Origin of the sequence: Celeribacter baekdonensis, from assembly GCF_900102315.1 — a bacterium.
In the GTDB taxonomy this organism is placed as follows: Bacteria; Pseudomonadota; Alphaproteobacteria; order Rhodobacterales; family Rhodobacteraceae; genus Celeribacter; species Celeribacter baekdonensis.
This window is the reverse complement of record NZ_FNBL01000003.1, coordinates 42,815-65,217: the sequence shown is the minus strand read 5'-3', so window position 1 is coordinate 65,217 and position 22,403 is coordinate 42,815. Positions and strand designations below refer to the sequence as shown.

At 58.4% G+C, this 22,403-nt stretch carries 20 protein-coding genes; 14 read left to right on the top strand and 6 right to left on the bottom strand.

Annotated elements, in window-relative coordinates:
* The first annotated feature begins 138 nt into the window (after positions 1-138).
* The 8 genes from BLT54_RS06810 to BLT54_RS06775 all read left to right on the top strand — a co-directional run bounded on the left by BLT54_RS06810 (position 139) and on the right by BLT54_RS06775 (position 10,020).
* Positions 139-1,500, top strand: coding sequence for a xanthine dehydrogenase small subunit (locus BLT54_RS06810; RefSeq protein WP_074642701.1), 1,362 nt, complete (start codon positions 139-141; stop codon positions 1,498-1,500).
* Entirely contained in the window at positions 1,500-3,902 is a 2,403-nt protein-coding gene (gene xdhB, locus BLT54_RS06805; RefSeq protein ID WP_074642698.1) for a xanthine dehydrogenase molybdopterin binding subunit, read from the top strand. The genes BLT54_RS06810 and xdhB overlap by 1 nt, the downstream gene beginning before the upstream one ends.
* Positions 3,899-4,822 (top strand): xanthine dehydrogenase accessory protein XdhC, encoded by a 924-nt coding sequence (xdhC, locus tag BLT54_RS06800; protein WP_074642694.1) that lies wholly within the window; start codon positions 3,899-3,901, stop codon positions 4,820-4,822. Before xdhB ends, xdhC begins: the two co-directional genes overlap by 4 nt.
* Positions 4,819-6,333, top strand: a complete 1,515-nt coding sequence (locus BLT54_RS06795) for an ABC transporter ATP-binding protein (RefSeq protein WP_083351728.1) — start codon at positions 4,819-4,821, stop codon at positions 6,331-6,333. The genes xdhC and BLT54_RS06795 overlap by 4 nt, the downstream gene beginning before the upstream one ends.
* Positions 6,330-7,415 (top strand): ABC transporter permease, encoded by a 1,086-nt coding sequence (locus BLT54_RS06790; protein ID WP_074642691.1) that lies wholly within the window; start codon positions 6,330-6,332, stop codon positions 7,413-7,415. The genes BLT54_RS06795 and BLT54_RS06790 overlap by 4 nt, the downstream gene beginning before the upstream one ends.
* The gene (locus tag BLT54_RS06785) at positions 7,415-8,344 is read left to right on the top strand and encodes an ABC transporter permease (protein WP_074642689.1); all 930 of its coding nucleotides are present in this window, start codon (positions 7,415-7,417) and stop codon (positions 8,342-8,344) included. The genes BLT54_RS06790 and BLT54_RS06785 overlap by 1 nt, the downstream gene beginning before the upstream one ends.
* Positions 8,345-8,398: 54 nt before the next feature.
* Entirely contained in the window at positions 8,399-9,481 is a 1,083-nt protein-coding gene (locus BLT54_RS06780) for a BMP family ABC transporter substrate-binding protein (protein ID WP_074642686.1), read from the top strand.
* A gap of 200 nt (positions 9,482-9,681) precedes the next feature.
* The gene (locus tag BLT54_RS06775) at positions 9,682-10,020 is read left to right on the top strand and encodes a carboxymuconolactone decarboxylase family protein (RefSeq protein WP_074642683.1); all 339 of its coding nucleotides are present in this window, start codon (positions 9,682-9,684) and stop codon (positions 10,018-10,020) included.
* A 61-nt stretch (positions 10,021-10,081) separates the two neighbouring features.
* Here the strand turns inward: BLT54_RS06775 and BLT54_RS06770 are convergent, their stop codons facing one another.
* Positions 10,082-10,570 (bottom strand): hypothetical protein, encoded by a 489-nt coding sequence (locus BLT54_RS06770; protein ID WP_074642681.1) that lies wholly within the window; start codon positions 10,568-10,570, stop codon positions 10,082-10,084.
* A gap of 197 nt (positions 10,571-10,767) precedes the next feature.
* Here BLT54_RS06770 and panC point away from each other — a divergent pair, with 197 nt between their 5' ends.
* From panC to BLT54_RS06755, 3 genes are all read left to right on the top strand, one after another.
* Complete coding sequence (gene panC / locus BLT54_RS06765; protein ID WP_074642678.1) at positions 10,768-11,616, top strand: pantoate--beta-alanine ligase; 849 nt, start codon at positions 10,768-10,770, stop codon at positions 11,614-11,616.
* A 34-nt stretch (positions 11,617-11,650) separates the two neighbouring features.
* Positions 11,651-12,475, top strand: coding sequence for a 3-methyl-2-oxobutanoate hydroxymethyltransferase (gene panB / locus BLT54_RS06760; protein ID WP_074642676.1), 825 nt, complete (start codon positions 11,651-11,653; stop codon positions 12,473-12,475).
* Between the two features lie 376 nt (positions 12,476-12,851).
* The gene (locus BLT54_RS06755; RefSeq protein WP_074642673.1) at positions 12,852-13,769 is read left to right on the top strand and encodes a pirin family protein; all 918 of its coding nucleotides are present in this window, start codon (positions 12,852-12,854) and stop codon (positions 13,767-13,769) included.
* A gap of 50 nt (positions 13,770-13,819) precedes the next feature.
* Here the strand turns inward: BLT54_RS06755 and BLT54_RS06750 are convergent, their stop codons facing one another.
* Positions 13,820-14,806 carry a 2-hydroxyacid dehydrogenase gene (locus BLT54_RS06750; protein ID WP_074642669.1) on the bottom strand — a complete coding sequence of 329 codons (987 nt, stop codon included), beginning with the start codon at positions 14,804-14,806 and terminating at the stop codon, positions 13,820-13,822.
* A 288-nt stretch (positions 14,807-15,094) separates the two neighbouring features.
* Here BLT54_RS06750 and BLT54_RS06745 point away from each other — a divergent pair, with 288 nt between their 5' ends.
* Genes BLT54_RS06745 through BLT54_RS06735 form a run of 3 tightly spaced genes read left to right on the top strand, consistent with a single transcriptional unit; the run spans position 15,095 to position 17,463 of the window.
* Positions 15,095-15,541, top strand: a complete 447-nt coding sequence (locus BLT54_RS06745; RefSeq protein WP_245707967.1) for an SH3 domain-containing protein — start codon at positions 15,095-15,097, stop codon at positions 15,539-15,541.
* Between the two features lie 6 nt (positions 15,542-15,547).
* Positions 15,548-16,537, top strand: a complete 990-nt coding sequence (locus BLT54_RS06740) for a capsular polysaccharide export protein, LipB/KpsS family (RefSeq protein ID WP_083351727.1) — start codon at positions 15,548-15,550, stop codon at positions 16,535-16,537.
* Between the two features lie 47 nt (positions 16,538-16,584).
* Positions 16,585-17,463 (top strand): cation diffusion facilitator family transporter, encoded by an 879-nt coding sequence (locus BLT54_RS06735; protein ID WP_074642665.1) that lies wholly within the window; start codon positions 16,585-16,587, stop codon positions 17,461-17,463.
* 5 nt (positions 17,464-17,468) lie between these two features.
* Here the strand turns inward: BLT54_RS06735 and BLT54_RS06730 are convergent, their stop codons facing one another.
* Genes BLT54_RS06730 through coaBC form a run of 4 tightly spaced genes read right to left on the bottom strand, consistent with a single transcriptional unit; the run spans position 17,469 to position 22,284 of the window.
* Positions 17,469-19,490, bottom strand: a complete 2,022-nt coding sequence (locus tag BLT54_RS06730) for a M3 family metallopeptidase (protein WP_074642663.1) — start codon at positions 19,488-19,490, stop codon at positions 17,469-17,471.
* Between the two features lie 52 nt (positions 19,491-19,542).
* Positions 19,543-20,583, bottom strand: coding sequence for a HesA/MoeB/ThiF family protein (locus BLT54_RS06725; RefSeq protein ID WP_074642660.1), 1,041 nt, complete (start codon positions 20,581-20,583; stop codon positions 19,543-19,545).
* Complete coding sequence (gene dut / locus BLT54_RS06720; protein WP_074643490.1) at positions 20,583-21,050, bottom strand: dUTP diphosphatase; 468 nt, start codon at positions 21,048-21,050, stop codon at positions 20,583-20,585. Before dut ends, BLT54_RS06725 begins: the two co-directional genes overlap by 1 nt.
* 22 nt (positions 21,051-21,072) lie before the next feature.
* Positions 21,073-22,284 (bottom strand): bifunctional phosphopantothenoylcysteine decarboxylase/phosphopantothenate--cysteine ligase CoaBC, encoded by a 1,212-nt coding sequence (coaBC, locus tag BLT54_RS06715; RefSeq protein ID WP_074642658.1) that lies wholly within the window; start codon positions 22,282-22,284, stop codon positions 21,073-21,075.
* Positions 22,285-22,403: the final 119 nt, after the last annotated feature.

Sequence of the window (22,403 nt, the reverse complement as noted above, 5' to 3'; positions counted from 1 at the left end):
CGTTCAAACTCTGTGCAGGGGTAGCGTCGGAAACCCTTGCAAATTGCCGCCCATCCCGGTTTTCTGACCCGGAAGGGCACGCGTTTTCCACCGCATCGGACGCGTCTGTCATAAAGAGAAAGCGGTAGGTCTGACACGATGGAGATCACTTTTCGGCTCAACGGCGAGATCGTTCACACGCACGAACCCGCAACCCGCACCTTACTGGATTACCTGCGCGAAGGGCGCGGCCTGTGTGGCACCAAAGAGGGCTGCAACGAGGGCGATTGCGGAGCCTGCACCGTCATGGTCGAGGATGAGAGCGGCAAAAAGCCCCTCAATGCCTGTATCCTGTTCCTGCCACAGCTTCATGGAAAATCCGTCACCACGGTCGAGGGCCTGTCCAAAGGCGACACGCTGCACCCGGTGCAAAGCGCGATGATCGAAGAACACGGCAGCCAATGCGGCTTTTGCACCCCCGGCTTTATCATGTCGATGGCCACGGCCCATGCGCGCGGCGAGACCAACCACGAAGACATTCTCGCGGGCAATCTGTGTCGCTGTACCGGCTATGCGCCGATCCTGCGCGCCGCACAAAAAGCCGAAACCGCACCTGTGCCCGAAGGCTTTGAACATATTCCCTTTGCCGCCCCCGCCGTGGTGCAGCGCCCCGAAACGGTGGACGAATTGGCAGCACTTTACGGCCTGCGCCCCAATGCGACCTTGATCGCCGGGGCCACCGATGTCGGGCTTTGGGTGACCAAACAGATGCGCGATTTGGACGAGGTGATTTTCCTGAATGGCGTCACCGATCTTACGGGCATCACCGAGACGGAGGACGCGTTTGAGATCAAAGCCATGACCCCCATCGCCGATCTGATCGCCCTGTTCAAACCCTATGCGCCCTCGCTGTCCGAGATGTTCCGCCGCTTTGCCTCGACCCAAGTGCGTGCCGCCGCCACGTTGGGCGGCAATATCGCCAACGGCTCGCCGATTGGCGACAGCCCGCCACCGCTGATTGCCGCAGGGGCCAGCGTGACCCTACGCAAAGGTGAGGATCAGCGCAGGATCCCGCTGGAAGCATTCTTTATCGCCTATGGCAAACAGGACCGTCAGCCGTCTGAATTTGTCGAGAGCATCACCGTGCCCAAAACCGGGCTGACCAATCTTGCCGTTTACAAGCTCTCCAAACGGTTCGATCAGGATATTTCCGCCGTCTGCGGCGCGTTCAATATCGCAGTTGAGAACGGGATCATCAGCAGCGCGGTGATCGCCTTTGGCGGCATGGCCGGAACCCCTGCGCGGGCCAAAACCGTTGAGGCGGCTTTGATCGGTCAGCCCTGGAGCGAAGCTACCATTGCCGCCGCCCTGCCCGCCTTTGCCAAGGATTACACCCCGATGAGCGACATGCGCGCCTCCGCAGGCTATCGCCTGACAGCGGCGCAAAACATGCTGCGTCGGCTTTATGCCGAACGGTCTGGCCTCGCGACCTCGGTCCTCTCGATCAAGGAGGGCGTGTGATGTCTGTTGGGTCTTCGCATCCCCATGACGCCGCCCGCCTGCATGTCACAGGTCAGGCCCGCTATATTGATGACATCCCGCTGCCCGCGGGCACGCTGCATCTGGCCTTTGGCCTCTCCTCAGTGGCCCACGGGGAAATCACGGCGATGGACCTGTCGCGCGTGCGCACAGCGCCCGGCGTGGTCCGGGTGTATACGGCGGAGGATTTTGGCGATCACATCCCCGATTGTTCGCCCTCTCTGGGGGATGAACCGCTGCTCACCTCCACCACAGTCCAATATATCGGACAGCCGGTGTTCTTGGTGGTCGCGACCTCACATCATGCGGCCCGCAAAGCCGCCACGCTGAGCAAGATCACCTATGATGAGAAACCCGCGCTGTTTGGCTATAACGAGGCCCTGGCGGCCGAAAGCCGGTTCGAAGATGGCCCACGCATTTACAGCTGTGGCGACGCAGCCGAGGCGATCAAATCCGCCGCCCATGTGATCGAAGGCACGCTGCATATGGGTGGCCAAGAACATTTCTACCTCGAAAGCCAAGCCGCCGCCGCCCTGCCACAAGAGGGCGGGGATATGGTGGTCTATTCCTCGACCCAACACCCGTCAGAGATCCAACATAAGGTCGCGCATGCCCTGCATGTCCCGATGCATGCGGTGCGGGTTGAGACCCGGCGGATGGGCGGCGGGTTTGGCGGCAAGGAATCACAGGGCAACTGGCTTGCCATCGCCTGCGCCATCGCCGCGCGCGACACGGGCAAGCCCTGTAAAATGCGCTATGACCGCGATGACGACATGATCATCACCGGCAAACGCCATGATTTCCGCATCTCCTATACCTGCGGATTTGATGAACATGGCCGCATTGAGGGCATCGAGTTTGTCCAGGTCACGCGGGCCGGATGGTCGATGGACCTGACCCTGCCCGTGGCTGATCGTGCCATGTTGCACGCAGACAATGCCTATTTCCTGCCCAATGCGCGGATTGAAAGCCATCGGTTGAAAACCAATTCGCAATCCAACACCGCCTATCGCGGTTTTGGTGGCCCGCAGGGCGTGTTGGGGATTGAGCGCGTGGTGGATCATATCGCCCACACGCTGGGCCGTGATCCGGCCGAGGTGCGGCGGCTGAATTATTACGACGAAATGGTGGTGCCGACGGCGGGCGAAGGCCTGCCTGAGGATCATGTTCTGAGCCTTGTGGGCGATCCTTTGTCGCGTGGCGGTGCGGAGACGGACACCGGGCATGGTGCCCATGCGGGCGGGCAACTCACGCCGCGAGGCAAGCTGACGCCCTATGGTCAGGAGGTCGAGGATTTCATCCTTCATGCCATGACCGAACGACTTTTGAAGGATGCCGATTATGCCGCGCGCAAAAAGGCGGTGGCGAAATGGAACGCCGAAAACCCGATCGTCAAAAAGGGCCTTGGGATTTCGCCGGTGAAATTCGGCATCTCTTTCACCCTCACCCACCTCAATCAGGCGGGCGCGCTGGTCCATGTCTATAATGACGGTTCCATCCACATGAACCATGGCGGCACGGAAATGGGTCAGGGCCTGTTCCTGAAAGTCGCGCAGGTCGCAGCCCAGGTCTTTGGCGTCTCGGTCGAGACCGTCAAAATCACCGCCACAGACACCGGCAAAGTTCCCAACACCTCCGCCACCGCCGCCTCGTCGGGCACGGATTTGAACGGTATGGCGGTCAAAAACGCCTGTGATGCGATCCGCACCCGGATTGAGGTGTTTATCCTTGAACGGTTTGGCGAAAGCGAGGTCACATGGGCCGGGGGACGTGTGCGCTTTGGCGCTCATGACATGGCATTCGCCGAGATCATCAGCCTCGCCTATATGAACCGTGTCAGCCTGTCTTCGACCGGATTTTACAAAACGCCAAAGATCGAATGGGACCGGATTGCGGGCAAGGGGCGACCGTTTTTCTACTTTGCCCATGGCATTGCGATCACCGAAGTGGCGCTCGACACGCTCACCGGCGAAAACCGTATTTTACGCGCCGACATCCTGCATGACGCGGGCGCATCGCTCAATCCCGCAATTGACAAGGGCCAGATCGAGGGCGGCTATGTACAGGGTGCGGGCTGGTTGACCACAGAGGAATTGTGGTGGGATGCCAAGGGGTTGCTGAAGACCCACGCGCCCTCAACCTATAAAATTCCGGCCTGCTCTGACGCGCCGGATATGTTCAACGTCGCCCTTTGGGAGGGGCGCAACCGAGAAGATACGATTTATCGCTCCAAAGCGGTGGGCGAGCCGCCGTTTATGTTGGGCATTTCGGCGTTTTTGGCGCTCTCGGATGCCTGCGCCGCCTGTGGGCCAAACTATCCGGCGCTCAACGCCCCCGCCACACCCGAAGAATTGCTCAACGCCATCGCGCGAGCCCGCGGATGAGCTTTGATCGCGACGCTTTGGCCCAAGCCATCGCCCACCATGGGCGGGTGGCGCGGGTGGTTGTGGCCGAGGTCCAAGGCTCCGCCCCGCGCGAGGTTGGCGCGGCGATGTTGGTCTGGGCCACGCCAGAGGGTTTTGGGCAATCGGGCACGATTGGCGGCGGAACATTGGAATTTGAAGCCGCAAAAGCCGCCTTTGAGGCCCCGCGGCTGAACCGCCTGCCGCTTGGTCCCGCAATGGGGCAATGTTGCGGTGGGGCTGTGACGCTTTTGACCGAAGTCTTTGATACCGTTGAGGATATTCCACAGGACATTTATGCGCGCGGTCCCGGAGAGATGCCGTTTGCGGTCAAAAAGGCCCTCACCCTGGCGCGCGCGCAGGGGGTTTTGAAACCCGCGCGTCATGGTGACTGGATGATCGAACCGATCCGCCGCGCCACCCGCCCGCTTTGGGTTTGGGGGGCCGGGCATGTCGGGCGTGCCATCGTCAACACCCTCGCCCCCCTGCCCGATTTTGCCGTCACATGGGTTGATACCGGGGCTGATCGGTTCCCTGACCATATCCCCGAAACCGTCGATCCTCTGATCGCTGCCCATCCCGAAGACGTGGTGCCCTATGCGCCCGCAGAGGCCGAACATCTGATTTTGACCTACTCCCATGCGCTGGATCTGGAGCTGTGTCATCGGCTTTTGCACCATGGGTTTGGCTTTGCCGGGTTGATCGGCTCGCGCACGAAATGGGCCCGGTTTCGCGGGCGTTTGCACGATTTAGGGCATTTAGACGTCCAAATTGACCGCATTTGCTGTCCAATTGGGCAACCGTCCTTAGGGAAACATCCACAAGCCATTGCGATTGGGGTGGCCGCAAGCCTAATCTCATCCACAGAGATCGCAGACTCTTACGGGGAACAGACAGGGTGACAGAGCTATTGAAACTCTCGGGGCTGACGCGCCAATATCCCGGCGTGCGTGCCAATGATGACGTGTCCTTTTCCATCGGAGCCGGTCAGGTTCACGCGCTTTTGGGCGAGAACGGCGCGGGCAAATCCACGCTGGTGAAAATGATTTACGGGCTGGAAAAACCCGATGCGGGCACGATGCAACTGCGCGGCGCGCCCTATGCGCCCAACAATCCACAAGCGGCGCGGGCCTCAGGCGTGGCGATGGTGTTTCAACATTTCTCGCTGTTTGAGGCACTCAATGTGGCCGAAAACGTCGCACTTGGGATGGAAAATCCGCCGAAAATGCACGCTTTGGCACAGTCCATTCGCGAGGTGTCCGACGCCTACGGCTTGCCGCTCGACCCGGACCGGATTGTCGGTGATTTGTCGGCGGGGGAACGGCAAAGGGTGGAGATCATCCGCTGTCTTTTGCAAGACCCGAAACTGTTGATCATGGATGAACCGACATCGGTTTTGACCCCGCAAGAGGTTGAAATCCTGTTCAAAACCCTGCGCAAATTGCAATCTGAAGGCACATCGATCCTCTATATCTCGCACAAGCTCGAAGAAATTCGGGCGCTGTGTGATGGGGCAACGATCCTGCGGTTGGGCAAGGTGGTGGGAGAGTGCGACCCCAAGGTCACGACCGCACGAGACATGGCGGAGATGATGGTGGGGCAGATATTGCATGTGCCGTCCCGCGAGGGTGGGGAAACGGGTGATGTGTTGCTTGATGTTCAAGGGCTTGATTTTGCTCCGGCCAACCCGTTTGGCACCCGGTTGAAAAACGTGTCTCTGCGCCTGCGCGCGGGTGAGGTGCTTGGCATCGGCGGCGTGGCGGGCAATGGCCAGGACGAGCTTTTGTCGGTGCTCTCGGGCGAGGCGAAAACCGGCAAAGGCGCGATCACCTATTGCGGCCAAGACATCAGTGGCCTTGGCCCAAATGCGCGGCGCAAAATCGGCCTTTTGGCCGCACCAGAAGAGCGCCTTGGCCATGCCGCAGCGCCCAATATGAGCCTGACGGAAAATGCGGTTCTGACCGGGAATATCCGTAAAAAACTGAGCAAAAACAACTTTGTCAACTGGAAGAAAACCGAAGCGTTTGCCCGCGACATTATCCAGAAATTTGACGTGCGCACCCCCGGTCCGGCTTCAGCCGCGCGTTCTCTTTCGGGCGGTAATTTGCAGAAATTCGTAATCGGTCGCGAAGTCCTCCAAGACCCGACCGTGTTGGTGGTGAACCAACCGACATGGGGCGTCGATGCTTCGGCCGCCGCCGCGATCCGACAATCGCTTTTGGACCTCGCGGCCAAGGGCGCGGGGGTGATCGTGATCTCACAGGACCTCGATGAATTGATGGAAATTTCGGACCATTTCGCCGCCCTCAACGAAGGCAAATTGACCGCACCCCGTGTTGCCAAAGGTCTGACCGTCGATGAGATCGGGATGATGATGGGTGGCGCACATGATCTGGAAGAGGTCGCACCATGATCAAATTCGTCAAACGCCCCGAACCCTCGAAAGCCTGGACCATCGCAACACCGATTTTGGCGGTGATCCTGACCATGATCTTGGGCGGGATTTTGTTTGCGCTGATGGGCAAAGACCCGTTTGCCGCCATTCGCACCATATTTTGGGACCCGTTGTTCAACGACCAATTCGCCGCCTATTCGCGACCGCAACTTTTGGTCAAAGCCGCCCCGCTGATCCTGATTGCAATCGGTCTGAGCCTTGGGTTCAAGGCCGGGATTTGGAACATCGGCGCCGAGGGGCAATATATCATGGGTGCGCTTGCGGGCGCGGCTGTGGGATTGGCGTTTTACCCAACGGACGCGTGGTGGATTTTCCCTCTGATGGTGATCGCGGGGGGAATTGGCGGTTTCTTATGGGCGATGATCCCGGCGATTTTGAAGACCCGGTTCAACACCAACGAAATCCTTGTGTCCTTGATGTTGGTCTATATCGCCGAACAGCTTTTGGCCTCGGCGGCGCTGAGTTGGCTACGCAACCCGGAGGGCAACGGCTTTCCCGGATCGCGCAACCTAAGCCAGATCCCGGCGATGTCGAACCCGGAATTGATCGCGGGCACGGGCACGCATTGGGGCGTTGTCGCGGCCTTTGCCGCCGTGGTTGCGGCCTATGTTTTGATCAACAAACATATGTTGGGCTTTCAAATTCGCCTGACCGGAGAAAGCCCACGCGCGGCGCGGTTTGCAGGCGTCAAAGACAAACTGTTGGTGCTGTTTTGCCTTGGCGTGGCGGGTGCGCTTTCCGGGTTGGCCGGGTTGTTTGAGGTCACTGGTCCCGCCGGGCAAATCTCCATCGACTTTGGCGCAGGCTACGGCTTCACCGCCATCATCGTCGCCTTTTTAGGCCGGTTGCACCCGGTCGGCATCCTGTTGGCAGGGCTGTTATTGGCGCTGACCTTTATCGGCGGCGAATTGGCGCAATTCATGTTGGGCCTGCCCTCTGCCTCGATCCAAGTGTTCCAAGGCATGTTGTTGATGACGCTTTTGGGCATGGATATTTTCGTCAACTACCGCTTGATGATCGTCAAAAAGGAGGCCGTGTGATGGATTTCGGCTCAATCAACCCCGTCGTCCTTTTGGCCTCTCTCATGGTCGCCTCAACCCCGATCCTCATGGCGGCTTTGGGCGAAATGGTGGTGGAAAAATCCGGGGTGTTGAACCTTGGGGTCGAGGGCATGATGATCACCGGCGCGGTCTGCGGATTTATTGTGGCGGTCGAGACCGGATCACCCACTTTGGGCTTTATCGCCGCGGCTATTGGCGGCATGGCCCTTTCCATGGTGTTTGCGCTTTTGACCCAGGTGTTTTTGACCACACAGGTGCCCGCGGGGCTTGCCCTGACGTTGATGGGCGTGGGCTTGGCCTCACTTTTGGGGCAGAATTATCAAGGCCTTAAACCGCCTCCGGTGTCCGACCTGAACATTCCCGGCCTGGATCACCTCCCGGTCATTGGCCCGATCCTGTTTCAACATGACATGATGGTTTATGTGAGCCTTTTGTCGATTGCCGGTGTCTGGGCGTTTTTGAAATATAGCCGGGCTGGGCTGATCCTGCGCGCGGTGGGCGAAAACCATTCGGCGGCCCATGCGCTTGGCTATCCGGTGCGGATGGTGCGGGTGATGGCGATTGGATTTGGGGGCGCGATGGCCGGGCTTGGCGGTGCATACATCAGCCTCGTGCGGGTGCCGCAATGGACCGATGGGATCACCGCAGGCTATGGTTGGATTGCCTTGGCGATTGTGGTGTTTGCCAGTTGGAAAGCATGGCGGATTTTAATTGGTGCTTATCTTTTTGGTGGGATCACCGTGTTGCAATTGAACCTGCAAGCGGCAGGGGCGAAGGTTCCGGTGGAGCTTTTGTCGATGTCGCCCTTCCTTGCGACGATTGTGGTTCTTGTTGTTATTTCCGCGCGCAGGCATGGTGCGAGCAACGCGCCCGCCATGTTGGGCCGGATTTTTCACGCCTCGCACTGAGGCACAGGTTTAGCCTCCGCGTGAGGTGATTTTAAACGAACAGGGAGTTCAAAGATGAAACGTAGAACCTTGCTGACCGCCGCCACTGCCTCCGTGCTGGCGCTCGGCCTTGCCGCACCGTCTTTTGCCGCAGATAAAGTCAAAGTTGGCTTTATCTATGTTGGTCCCAAAAATGATGGTGGCTGGTCACAACACCACCACGAAGCGGCAGAGGAAATGGCCGCGCATTTTGGCGATGCGGTTGAAATCGTAGTACAAGAATCCGTGCCAGAAGGGGCCGATTCCGAGCGGGTTTTGACGCAAATGGCGCTGTCCGGTGCCGATCTGATTTTCACCACCTCTTTTGGCTACATGGACCCGACCGTCAACGTGGCGGCGAAATTCCCGAACGTGAAATTCGAACACGCAACCGGATATAAAACCGCGCCGAACCTCGGCGTCTACTCCGCACGTTTCTATGAAGGCCGCGCAGTTCAGGGTTATTTGGCCGGAAAAATGACCAAGTCGAACAAGGTCGGCTATATCGCCTCCTTCCCGATCCCTGAGGTTATTCGCGGCATCAACTCCGCCTATATCCACGCAAAAAAAGTGAACCCGGATGTCGAGTTTAACGTGGTCTGGGCCTACACATGGTTCGATCCGGCGAAAGAATCCGATGCGGCACAGGCGCTGATCGACCAAGGCGCGGACGTGATTTTGCAGCACACGGATTCGACCGCCCCGCAAGCCGCCGCCCAAAAGGCCGGCAATGTTTACACCTTTGGCCAAGCCGCCGACATGGCCGAATATGGCCCGATGCCGCGCATTTCGTCGATCATTGACGTCTGGGCCCCCTATTACATCGAGCGCGTTCAGGCGGTGATGGATGGCACTTGGGAAACGGACACAACATGGGACGGCATCGGCGCGGGCATGGTCGGCATTGGCGAGATTTCCTCTGCCGTTCCCGCCGACATCAAAGCCGAAGCCGAAGCGTTGCGCGACAGCATTGCAGCGGGCGAGTATCACCCGTTCACCGGGCCACTCAACAAACAAGACGGCTCTGTCTGGCTGGCCGATGGCGAAGTGGCCGATGATGGTACGCTCGCAGGCATGAACTTTTACGTCGAAGGCCTGAGCGGCGACATCCCGCAATAAGCCTTGCGCGATTGACGGATTATGGCCCGCGCCGAGGGATCGGCGCGGGCCTTTTTATGGTAAGATCTGCGGCAGGGAGCGTGCAAGCTGCGCAAATCTCATGCAATTCCCCGAATTTGATTGATGCGGATCAAGGTCGCGCCACGACTCTCATGCCACAAATGGCGCCAACATAAGACCCGCGAACAAAGGAGAGTCCCATGTCTTGGGCTGAAAAAAACGAATCCATGCGTGAAGCATTGCGCGCCCTCAACAAAGCCAACCGCAACATCCCGGTCGGATTTGGCGCGATGTCAAAAGCGGCAATGGAAGGCGATGCGCTTGATACCAAAACCAAGGAATTGGTGGCGCTGGCGATTGCCATTGGTGTGCGTTGCGAACCCTGTGTCGGCTTTCACGTCGAGGCGCTGATGAAACATGGCGGCACCCGCGAAGAGCTGGCCGAAATGTTGGCGATGGGCGTCCAAATGGGCGGCGGTCCGGTGTTGATGTATGCGGCCAAGGCTTTGGAATGTTGGGACGAATTATCTAACGCTTAAAAACAAAAATGGCGCGGGAGGCCCGCCTCGCGCCATTTTCGTTTCTCTCGCATCACCGGCTTTAGCCGCGCGATACATTACAGACCTTGCCACCGCCTTCTTTGGCTTTGCAGTCCATTTTCAACGTTTCTTCGCGCTCGCCAAACAACCAGATGCTGGCCGCTTCAAAATAATATTTTGCCAATTCGCCAAAGGTGGCATCTTCGGGCGGACCAAACCCTTCGGGTTCAGCGGCGGCAACATCTTCGCCAAATATCCCGGTGTCGTCATCATAGACAATCGTCCCGGTCTCAGCAGACGCATCGACATGCTCAATCTCAAAGGTTTTCGCCGCAGATCCGCCTTTCGGCGCTGCCACGCGCATTGTGGACAGGGTCGGTGCCTCATCCTCATCATCGCCCTGCCAATACGAGCCCGTCACCGACATATTGCTCGAGACGGCCTTCATCATCCCGCTTTGCGCCTCAGAATACTGAAAATAGACCAGGATCGAGATCGTGATTCCGATCACAAAACTGATCAGGCTGAGTGTTTTACCAAAGGTTCCCATTGGACAATTCTACCGTTTTAACCGCTATCGTCATCAATATCGCAACAAAACATGGCGAGAATTGGGAAGGCTTAGGGACATTTGATGAAACACAGTGAGAACCAGACGGGCACAGGGAAGGCGGGCAGCCGCTTGCCGCAGTGCCGCAAGCTTTGTAAGGTCTGCACCAAGCAAGCTGCGGGCTGGGAGGACATTCATTGAAAATTTGTCGAAGCAAACGCGACATCCGCGAAGCCGTCGCAATGTTTCACGGCGCGGGCGAGACGGTCGGATTGGTGCCAACCATGGGCTATTTGCATGACGGGCATCTGAGCTTGGTGCACGCGGCGCAGGCCGCATCTGACCGGGTGATTGTGTCGATTTTCGTCAATCCCACCCAATTTGGCGACCCCTCCGATCTTGAGGCCTACCCGCGCGACGAGGCCCGCGATTTTGCGCTTTTGAAAGCGGCGGGCGTGGATGCGGTGTTCTGCCCTTCCGCCGAAGAAATGTATCACCCCGAGAAACAGACCACCGTGGTCACCGAGCAGTTGGAGCATCTGTTGATGGGCGCGCTTCGGCCCGGCCATTACAAAGGTGTCTGCACGGTGGTGACGAAGCTCTTTAACATCACCGGCGCAGATCGCGCGTTTTTTGGCGAAAAGGATTACCAACAGCTTTTGGTGATCAAAACCATGGTGCGTGATCTCGATATGCCGATTGAGATTCATGGCGTGCCAACGGTGCGCGAAGTCGATGGGTTGGCGATGTCGTCGCGCAATGTGCGCCTGACGGTTGAGGATCGCCAAGCCGCACTGATCCTCAACAAAGCGCTGGCGTATGGCGCCTATGAGGCGTCGGACGGGCGCACGGCGGATCAGCTTGAGGCGGACATCCGTAGCTTTATCTCTCGCGAACCGCGCGCCACCATTGAGAGCGTCGATGTGCGCGACGCCGCCACACTGGAACAGATCAAGGGGCTGATTGAACGCCCCGCCGTGATCTTGCTCGCCGCGCGCTTTGGCGATGTGCTATTGATCGACCAACGGGTCGCAGACCCGACGTAAGTTCGGCCCAGATCCCCGAACTCAGGAGGAAACCATGTCCACACAGACCGAAACCATCCGCCGCGTGACCGTGCCGCAAATCCGAGACCGCAAAGGCGGCGAGCCCATCGTGTCGCTCACCTCATATCACGCGCACACCGCCGCAATTGCCGAAAAACATTGTGATTTCCTGCTGGTCGGTGACAGCCTCGGCATGGTGATGCACGGGATGGAAAGCACGGTTGGCGTGTCTTTGGAATTGATGATCATGCATGGCAAAGCCGTGGTGCGCGGCACAAAACGTGCGCTGATCGTGGTCGATATGCCCTTTGGCTCTTATGAGGAAAGCCCCTCGCAAGCCTTCCGCAATGCCGCGACGATCATGAAAGAAACTCAATGTCAGGCCGTCAAACTCGAAGGCGGCGCGCGCATGGCGGAGACGGTCAAATTCCTGACCGAACGCGGCATTCCGGTGATGGGTCACATCGGCCTGACCCCGCAATCGACCAACATCATGGGCGGGTTTAAAACCCAAGGCCGCGACGAAGACACCTGGCAAATCCACATTGATGACGCGATCGCCGTGGCCGAAGCGGGGGCCTTTGCCATCGTGGTCGAGGGGGTTGTGGAACCGCTCGCGGACAAAATCACCAAAGCCGTTGCGGTGCCGACCATTGGGATCGGGGCGTCAAAGACCTGTGACGGTCAGATCCTTGTTATGGAAGACATGTTGGGCCTCAACGAATGGGTGCCGAAGTTTGTCAAAAAATACGGCGCCATGGGCGATGCGATCAACGAGGCCGTGGCGGAATATGCCGCCGAGGTCAGATCGCGGGCCTTTCCGGGGACGGCCAACGTCTACGGCTCCAACAAGAAATAAACCCAGAAAAAGACAGAGCGCCCTTCAGGGCGCTTTGTTTGAGTATTTGGGCTGCAATGAAGCCGGGGTTAGGCGTGCGTTAAGGTTAATGTGTCAGGCTGAAGGCGCGGTACAGGCTGGAGAGCCGATGACCGCCTGCGATGAAGACGTCCCGGCCCGTGCGGCCCAAACCCTTCTGGTGACGCCACAGCGCCATGAATCAGCGGCCGGGACGCAATTCACATTTTTGCTGCCGTTTTCATTGCAGTGAAAATACTCAATCTGGCCGATCTGCCGTCCTGTATGCGCGCTCATGCACAGACCCCGTTCGCGCGCAGATATTTACGCACAGAGGAAAATCACCACATGATGAAGCAACAGAACAAGGAGACTCATCATGACGTTTCGTCCCGTAAAATCGACATCCGTTGGCCAGCCGACCCTAGAGGGCGCAGGCGTTCATCTCTACCGCGCCTTTGGCTTTCACAAGCCACGCGAGTTTGACCCGTTTTTGTTGTTCGACGACTTTCGCAACGATGATCCGAAACAGTTTGAAAAGGGCTTTCCGTGGCACCCGCACCGCGGCATTGAAACCATCACCTATGTTTTGGATGGCGAAGTCGAACATGGCGACAGCCTTGGAAACAAAGGCGTTTTGGGCGCGGGATCGGTGCAATGGATGACGGCAGGTTCCGGTATCATGCACCAGGAAATGCCGCGCGGGAATGTCCGTGGTCAGATGCATGGGTTTCAACTTTGGGCCAACCTGCCCTCCAGTTTGAAAATGACTGCACCGCGCTATCAGGACATTCAGGCCCACGACATTCCCGAGATTATTGACGATGACGGCACCAAGGTGAAGATCGTCACAGGCTCGTTTTGGGGCAAACGCGGACCCGTGGATGGGGTGGCGGCGGACCCGCTATACCTCGATATTTCCGTGCCGCCGAACACCCGCAAAGTGTTGCCGGTCGACACCTATGCCAACACCTTTGCCTATGTGTTTGCCGGCGCTGGCTCCTTTCGTGATGCGTCCAATCCCTACGGCGTGCGGGTGGAGAAAGAGGTGAATGGCGAGGAGATCAACATCCGCGACATGTCGGGTAACCGCACCTTGGTGAATTTCGACACCGGCAGTGAAATCGTGGTAAACGCCGGGCCTGAAGGCGTGCGGTTTCTGTTGATTTCAGGTCAGCCGATTGAGGAGCCTGTGGCCTGGCACGGACCGATCGTGATGAACACACGCGAAGAGTTGATGCTGGCGATGCAGGAACTCAACAACGGCACGTTTATCAAGGATCAGCGCGATCATTGATCTGCTATCCGAGACACCGCGCCCTTCACCGAGGGGCGCGGTAAAGCCATTCAGAGCATGGACGGCAACACCATATCCGGCGGGCGATGACCATCGGCAAAGGTGTGAATGTTCAGCAGCACCTTTTCCCCCATTTCGATCCGCCCTTCGACCGTGGCCGAGCCCATATGGGGTAGCAAAACCACATTGGGCAGCTCCCGCAGGCGCGGATTGATCTGGTGGCCATGCTCAAACACATCCAAGCCCGCGCCGCCAATATCGCCAGAGCGCAAGCCCCGCGTCAGGGCGTTTTCGTCAATCACTTCGCCCCGCGAGGTGTTCACAATCACCGCCGTCGGCTTCATCAATTTTAACCGCCTTGCATTGATTTGGTGAAAGGTTGAGGGCGTGTGAGGGCAGTTGATCGAGAGGATATCGACGCGGCTCAACATCTGATCAAGGCTGTCCCAATAGGTGGCCGCAAAACGCGCTTCAACATCGGGGTGAAGTCTGCGCCGGTTGTGATACTGCACCGAGAGGCCAAAGGCATGGGCCCGGCGTGCGACCGCTTGTCCAATGCGACCCATCCCCAAAATCCCAAGCCGCTTGCCAGACAAGCGTTGCCCCATAAAGGCGGTCGGAGCCCAACCGCCCCAATTGCCCGCCTGCATCACCGCCTGCCCTTCGGGGATGCGCCGCGTGACGGCGAGGATCAGCGCCATGACCATATCGGCGGTGTCCTCCGTCACCACGCCGGGCGTGTTGGTGACAAGGATGCCGCGATTATGGGCGGTGATCGTGTCGATATGATCGACACCCGCGCCGTAATTGGCGATCAGTTTCAACCGCTCCCCCGCCTGCCCCAACATCTCCGCATCCAGCCGATCCGTGACACAGGGCACCAAAACATCGGCACGCTGCATCGCCGCAATCAACGCGTCGCGCGACAGTTTTATGTCGTCGTGATTGAGTTCCACGTCGAAGAGTTCCATCATCCGCGTCTCGACCACTTCAGGCAACGCGCGTGTGACCACGACCTTTAGCCGACCCTGCACCATAACCGCACCTCTTCCTTTCTTTTTCACCCCCATACTGGCAAACTGGATTGCATCCCGGCAAGGCGTAAAGGATAAGTTCCGTGACACGCTGGCGTGCAAGACGCGCCTCCTTTTTATGAGCAGGTCAGATTTCACATGGTATCCAGTGGTCCATCATATGGGTTTCATCGCCTCACCCCGCTTCTGCGCGGGGCCTGTGTTGTGGCATGTGCCTGTTTTCTCGGTTTGACGCCAGTTTTTGCCACCGAAGATACAGCCCAAAATCCAGGTGCCCCGGCTGTCGAACAGATGCCACAAACCGACCCGGCCCGTGGATCGGCCACCAACCTGCCGTTGCCGCGCTTTGTCTCGCTCAAGGCCAATGAGGCCAATGTGCGTCGTGGGCCATCGCTGTCACACCGGATTGACTGGGTTTTCACCAAACGCAACTATCCGCTTGAAGTCATTGCCGAATATGGTCATTGGCGGCGTGTGCGTGACATGGAAGGCGCAACCGGATGGTTGCATTACTCCCTGATTTCCGGGGTAAGGACAGCACTTGTGACGGATGGCACGGTGGACCTGTTTTCGCGGCCCGACACCGGATCGCGTTTGGCGGCACAGGCGGAGAAAGGCGTGATTTTGCGACTGTTGGAATGCAACATCTCATGGTGCAAAGTCTCATCCTCGGGCTACAAGGGCTGGGTGTTGAAATCGGGCCTCTGGGGCGTGCGTTCAAACGAAATTTTGGAGTGAGCCGGTATGGAACAGCTCAAATCCCCCCTCGCCGCCCGTAACATTCCAAAGGGCGTTAAATCCTGTGTTGTGCATGGTTTTGGCAGTTGGTTTGACGCGATTGGCCATGAGCGTCATGATTTTTTCACCAAACTGATGCCAAAGCTGACCCGTGAGGGCATTACCCCCTATTTGGTTGAGGGCGACAGCCGCACCTCTCGTGCGCTTTTGCTGGAAAATCATCTCCATATCATCGTCGGTGGCCCGGCGATGTTTGGCCCGACGATTCTTCATGCCTGTCCCTCCTATCTGTGGGGCTTTTGGTATTTCGACGAGCTGGGCCATGGCGCCAACAGTTCGCTGCGCTTTTCCCGTTTTCCCGAACATGAGGTGGATCGGGAACAGGCGGATTATTTTTTCAATGGCGTGACAGGGTTTATGTTGCGCGAAAATGTCTCCAAACTGGGTCAGGAGCCGCGCATGGATGCGCCTTTGCGGCCCGCGACAGCGACGATCCTGTGTCAGCCCATCGAAAATGAGACCCCGCGCACGCATTATCTCACGACGAAAGAGATGATTGTGACCGCCGCCGAATTTGATCGCGATGCGGTGGTCTATGTGAAACCGCATCCGCATCAGGGTAAATTGGGACGCAGGCACATCCTTGAAATCTGTGCCGATCATCCGAATGTCAAAGTGAGCGACGCCTCGATCCACGATCTGATCGAAGCGGCGCGAGTCGTGATCACACAAAACTCCTCTGCCGGGTTTGAAGCCTTGATGCAGCGAAAGCCGGTGGTGACCTGTGGCAAGAGCGATTACTGGCACGCCACACTTACCCCAAGGAACATATCCGAATTACGGGATGCGATTGAGTTTGGCCCTGAAACAATGTCCTCTTTTGACTATGCAGGGTATTTTAACTGGTTTTTGGAAAAGCAGTGCCTTGAACCCGCCAAAGACAATTTCGCCCCCCGCGCTTGGGCGCGTGTGCGTGACAAGCTGATCCTCGACTAAAGCCTTCGAATAACGCCTTCTAAGCCTTCGGGCGAAAGGACGATCCTATGCGCGACACGCGTTTGAATATTTCGGCGGGGCTGGCCTCTGTCTCTGTCGCGACGATTTTAATCATCGCAAAGCTCTGGGCCTTGGGGCAAACCGGCTCGCTCTCGATTGCGGCGTCTTTGGCCGACAGCGGCATGGATTTGATGATCGCCTTGGGCGGGTTGATGGCGATTTATTATGCCTCGCGCCCGCCTGACGACGATCATGCCTTTGGTCACACCTCCGCCGAAGACCTCGCAGCGCTGGCCCAATCCGCGTTCATTTTGGTCTCTGCCGCGATCATCGCCGTGACCTCAACCCGGCGTCTGCTCTCCACCGTCCCGGTCGAAGTTCAGGCCGAAGGCGCGGGCATCGCGGTCATGGTCTTGTCGATCGTTTTGACCATCGCGCTTGTGCTCTGGCAAAGACGCGTGGCGCGGCTGACCAAATCGAAAGTCGTCAGCGCAGACAGCCTGCATTACGTCGGAGATCTGGTGCCAAACATCGGGGCGATTGTGGCGCTTTTTGCCGCCAAGGCCTTTGGCATGCATCAGATCGACTCTGTCGTCGCCTTGGCCGCCGCTGGGATTTTGGTGGTCGGCGCTCTGCGCATTGGCAAATCGGCTTGGGATGCGTTGATGGATCGCTCGGCGCCTCAGGATATGATCGACAACATCGAAAACATGGCCAAATCCTACCCAGAAATCCACGCATTCCATGATCTGAAAACCCGCATGGCGGGGTCGAAACCGTTTGTGAACATCCATATCGAATTGAATGGCGACCAGACGTTGCGTGAGGCCCACGCGATTTCCGCAAGCCTCAAACACCACATCGTCACCGCCTACCCCAACGCCGATGTGATCATCCACAAGGACGTGTGGGGCGAGGCGGATTAACCCACTCAGGTGGTGAACAACCCCCGCCCTTTCAACAACGCCTCGACGCCCGGCATCCGCCCCCGGAACGCGGTATAAAGCGCCTCAGCATCTTGCGCGCCACCTTTGGACAGGATGTGTTCCTCCAAAAGTCGCGCCGCTCCTGGGTCAAATGCGCCCTTTTCCTCAAAGGCTTCGAATGCATCGGCGTCCATGACCTCGGACCACATGTAGCTGTAATAGCCGGCGCTATAGCCGTCACCGGAAAAGATATGGGCGAAATGCGGCGTGGCGTGGCGCATGGTCACCGCATGGGGCAAGCCAATTCGCTCCAGGGTTTCGGCCTGTGCGACCATCGGGTCCGCTGGCGCATCGCCATCATGGAAATCAAGATCAACCAAGGCCGAGGCAATGTATTCCACCGTGGCAAACCCTTGGTCATAGGTCTGCGCCGCCAACAGCCGATCCAACATGTCACGCGGCATCGGCGCGCCGGTTTTGGCATGGGTCGCGAACTCTTCAAGCACCTCAGGCACTTCCAGCCAATGTTCAAAAAGCTGACTTGGCAATTCAACGAAATCGCGCGCCACAGAGGTGCCCGAAATCGAGCCATAGGTCACATTTGACAGCATCTGATGCAGGGCGTGGCCGAATTCATGAAACAAGGTGCGCGCATCATCATAGGACAGTAAAGCCGCCTCTCCCTTCGAAGGTTTGGCAAAATTGCACACGTTGAGAACGATAGGACGGATGTCCCCTTCGAGCTTTTGTTGGCTGCGCATCGCAGTACACCAAGCGCCCGAGCGCTTTGATCCACGGGCGAAATAATCACCGATAAAGACGGCGATATGTTTGCCATCGCGCGTCACATTCCACGCCCGCGCATCGGGGTGATAGGTGGCAACATCAAGCGGCTCAAACTCGAGGCCGAACAGCCGATGCGCACAGGCAAAGGCCGCTTCGATCATCCGGTCCAACTGCAAATAGGGCTTCAACTCCGCCTCATCGAGATCATGCTCCGCCTTGCGCCGGATCGACGAATAATAGCGCCAATCCCACGGCTCCAACGGCCCATTGACCCCGTCCTCGGCCATCATCGCGGCCAAGATCGCGCCATCGCGTTCGGCGGCTTCTTTGGCCGGACCCCAAACCCGCATCAACAGATCACGCACGGTCTCCGGCGTTTTGGCCATTTCGGTCTCTAATTTATAGGCCGCAAAACTCGGGTAACCGAGCAATTTGGCGCGCTCTTCGCGCAGGCGCAAAATCTCGGCGGCAGTGTCGCGATTGTCATTGGCATTGCCGTTTTCGCCCCGTGCGGCCCAGGCTTTGAACGCCGCTTCGCGTAGGTCACGGCGTGGCGAAAACTGCATGAACGGTACAATCAACGAGCGCGACAGGGTGACGACGGGACCATCTTGGCCCTTTTCCTCACCCGCCGCACGCGCCGCATCAATCACGAATTGTGGCAAGCCCTCAAGATCGACCTCGGCGAGTGGCATGAACCAGTCACGCTCATCCGCCAAAAGATTTTGCCCAAAAGCGGTGCCCAACGTGGCAAGTCGAGATTTGATCTCTGCCATCCGCGCCTTTTGCGGCCCCGCAAGTTTCGCGCCGGAGCGCACAAAGGAGCGATGGGTCAACATCAAAACCCGCGCCTGCTCTGGCGTCAGATCAAGCGTATCGCGGGCCTCCCAAAGCGCCTCAATTCGCGCAAACAGCGCCGAATTTGACGTAATTTCAGAGGAGTAAGCCGACAGCATCGGGGAAAATTCCCGCATCAACGCGTCGCGCGCATCATTGGCATCCGCCCCCGCCGAGCCATAAAACACGCCCAGAACCTTGGACAAAGTGCTGTCCGAACGCTCCAAGGCCTCAATCGTATTGGCGAATGTCGGGGCCTCGGGGTCGCTTGCGATCGCCTGAACCGCCGCACGCCCTTCGGCCAATGCGGCCTCAACCGCAGGTTTGACATGGGTGTCCTCAATCGCCTCGAACGGCGGCAGGTTGAACGGGGTGTTCCAGTCGGACAAAAGCGGATTGGTCATGAAGATCTCCTTTGAGAGTGAAGCTATGCCGCACCCCCGCAAAGGAAAAGGGCTATCCGTGACTATTTCTCCCACAAATCGGACAGTCTTCCCGTTTTTTGACCGTAATCACCCGCGTCTCAGTGTAAAGCGCGTCATGGATCAAAAGCCGCCCGACCAAGCCCTGTCCAGCGCCCGTGATGGCCTTGAGCGCTTCCATCGCCATCATTGTGCCCAAAATGCCCGGCAAAGGCGCGGCCACGCCCGCCTCGGCACAGGTTGGAACCATGCCCTCTGCCGGGCGTTCAGGGAACACACATTGATAACAGGGGCCATTTTCAGCCGGATTATATGTGCTGATTTGACCTTCCCATTGGGTGATCGCCGCCGCGATCAGCGGTGTTTTTTCAGCGACACAGAGCGCATTCACAAGGTATCGCGTGTCGAAATTGTCAGAGCCATCCAGCACCAAATCATAATCGCGGATCAGCACCGCGCAGCTTGCGTCAAAACGGCGATGATAGGGGCGCACCTCGACAAACGGGTTTTGCGCGCGCATCGCCTCGGCGGCGGAAAACACTTTCGGTACACCAAGGCGCGCATCGGTGTGAATCACTTGCCGTTGCAGGTTGGACGCCTCAACCACATCATCGTCAATCACGCCAATGGTGCCCACGCCCGAGGCCGCGAGATATTGCAAAACCGGCGCACCAAGCCCCCCGGCGCCAATGACCAAGACCTTGGCCTCTTTCAGTTTTTTCTGACCCGGCCCACCAATTTCGCGCAACAGGATATGGCGCATATAGCGATCCAATTCGGCGGGGCGAAACGCGCCGTCTGAGGCGTTTTCGGCCACGGGCGCAACCCGCGCGCGCAAGGCGCGCAAACCAAACCGATAGGCCGCAATCACAGCGGCAAAACCGCCCAAAAGCAGCCATTCGCCAAGGCTTCCGCCCAGAGTGGTCCGCATCGGATGCGCCTCTGGCAGCACAGCCAGCGCCAAGATCACCGCCACATACAAAATGCCGATCATTACCCAGCGCGCGCGTGTGGGGGCCTGCGTCACGGCTCCCACACCCCAAAGCACCAAGGCCATGATCAGAAACGGGATCATTATTTACGACCCGTCGAGCCAAATCCGCCCGCGCCACGCACTGTGTCGCCCAAGGCGTCAACGACCAAATAGCCCCCCTGCACCACAGGCGCGACGACCATCTGGCCGATGCGCTCGCCATGTTGGACGTGGAACGGTTCCGTGCCGTGATTGATCAACAAAATGCCAATGGGACCGCGATAATCGGCATCGATGGTGCCCGGCGTGTTGACCATGGAAATCCCATGTTTGAGCGCAAGCCCCGAACGGGGCCGGACCTGAACCTCAAATCCGGGCGGGATTTCCATCGCAAATCCGGTCGGGATCAGGGCGCGCGCGCCGGGGTCCAAAACCAATCCAGCCTCTCGTGCCTCCGGCGGAAAATTCGCCCGCACATCGGCTCCGGCGGCATGTTCGGTTTCGTAAGACGGCAGTTTGATCGCCGGATCAGCGCCTTCAAGCCATTGAATTTTAATATCAACTGTCATGTTTTCATCGTTGTCCAAATACTCATTCCACGGCAAAGGCCGTGCTCAAACGGTCGGCTATTCTATGGGCCAACTGCCGGGCAACCTCCGCCTTGCTCATCCGGGGCCACGCATCCGCGCCCGCATCCGAAATCAACACAACCGCGTTCTCTGTGCCACCCATGATGCCCGTGGCGGGGGAGACGTCATTGGCCACAATCCAGTCGCAGCCTTTGCGCAAACGTTTGGCCGTGGCATGGGCGACAACGTCGTCGGTTTCGGCGGCAAAGCCGATGACAAGGCGGGGACGCCCCGTGCTCATCTGGCTGACCGTCGCAAGGATGTCAGGATTCTCCGTAAAACTCAGACTGGGCAATGTGCCTTTTTCCTTTTTAATCTTGGACCCGCTCTCCGAGCTTACGCGCCAATCCGCCACTGCGGCGGCAAAGACGGCGGCATCGGCGGGCAAAGCCGCCTCGACAGCGGCTTTCATCTCGCGCGCGGTTTCAACCCGGATCACGTGTACGCCCTGCGGCGGCGGCACATCGGCGGGGCCGGTGACGAAACTCACCCGTGCGCCAAGATCGCGCAGCGCGACGGCGATGGCCGTGCCCTGCGCGCCAGAGGAGCGGTTGGCGATGTAACGCACCGGGTCGATCGGTTCATGGGTCGGGCCAGAGGTGACAAGGACATGTTTGCCAAGCAAAGGCCCTTCGGTGAGCGCCGCGCGGATCGCGCCGATGATGTCAGGGGTCTCAGAAAGCCGTCCGGGGCCAAATTCGCCACAGGCCATTGTGCCCTCTTCAGGACCAACAAACAGCACACCATCGGATTGGAGCGTTGTCACATTGCGCTGGGTCGCGGGGTGCTCCCACATGCGGACATTCATCGCCGGGGCGACGAGCACGCGTTTGTCCGTCGCCATCAACAGCGTCGAGGCCAGATCATTGGCCAACCCATTGGCCATCTTGCCCAAAAGGTCAGCCGTGGCAGGAGACACGACAACCAAATCGGCGGCGCGGGACAGTTCGATATGACCCATTTCGGCCTCATCGGTCAGGTCAAACAGGTCGCGATATACTTTTTCGGCGGCAAGGGCAGAGACCGAGAGAGGTGTCACGAATTCTTCCGCCGCTTTGGTCAGAACCGGCACGACACGCACGCCCTCTTCGCGCAGGCGGCGGATCAGATCGAGCGACTTGAACGCCGCAATCCCGCCGCCGATGATCAAAAGAATGGTCTTTCCGTTCAACATCTCACGCCCCTTTGCCCCGATTTGCCATGAGACCGCCCTGTGTTTAAGGCGCTGTCCCAAGGTGCTCCGGTGGGCAAAGGTGTAGGGCGCGTGTTTGACAAACTCAAGCCTAACTCAAA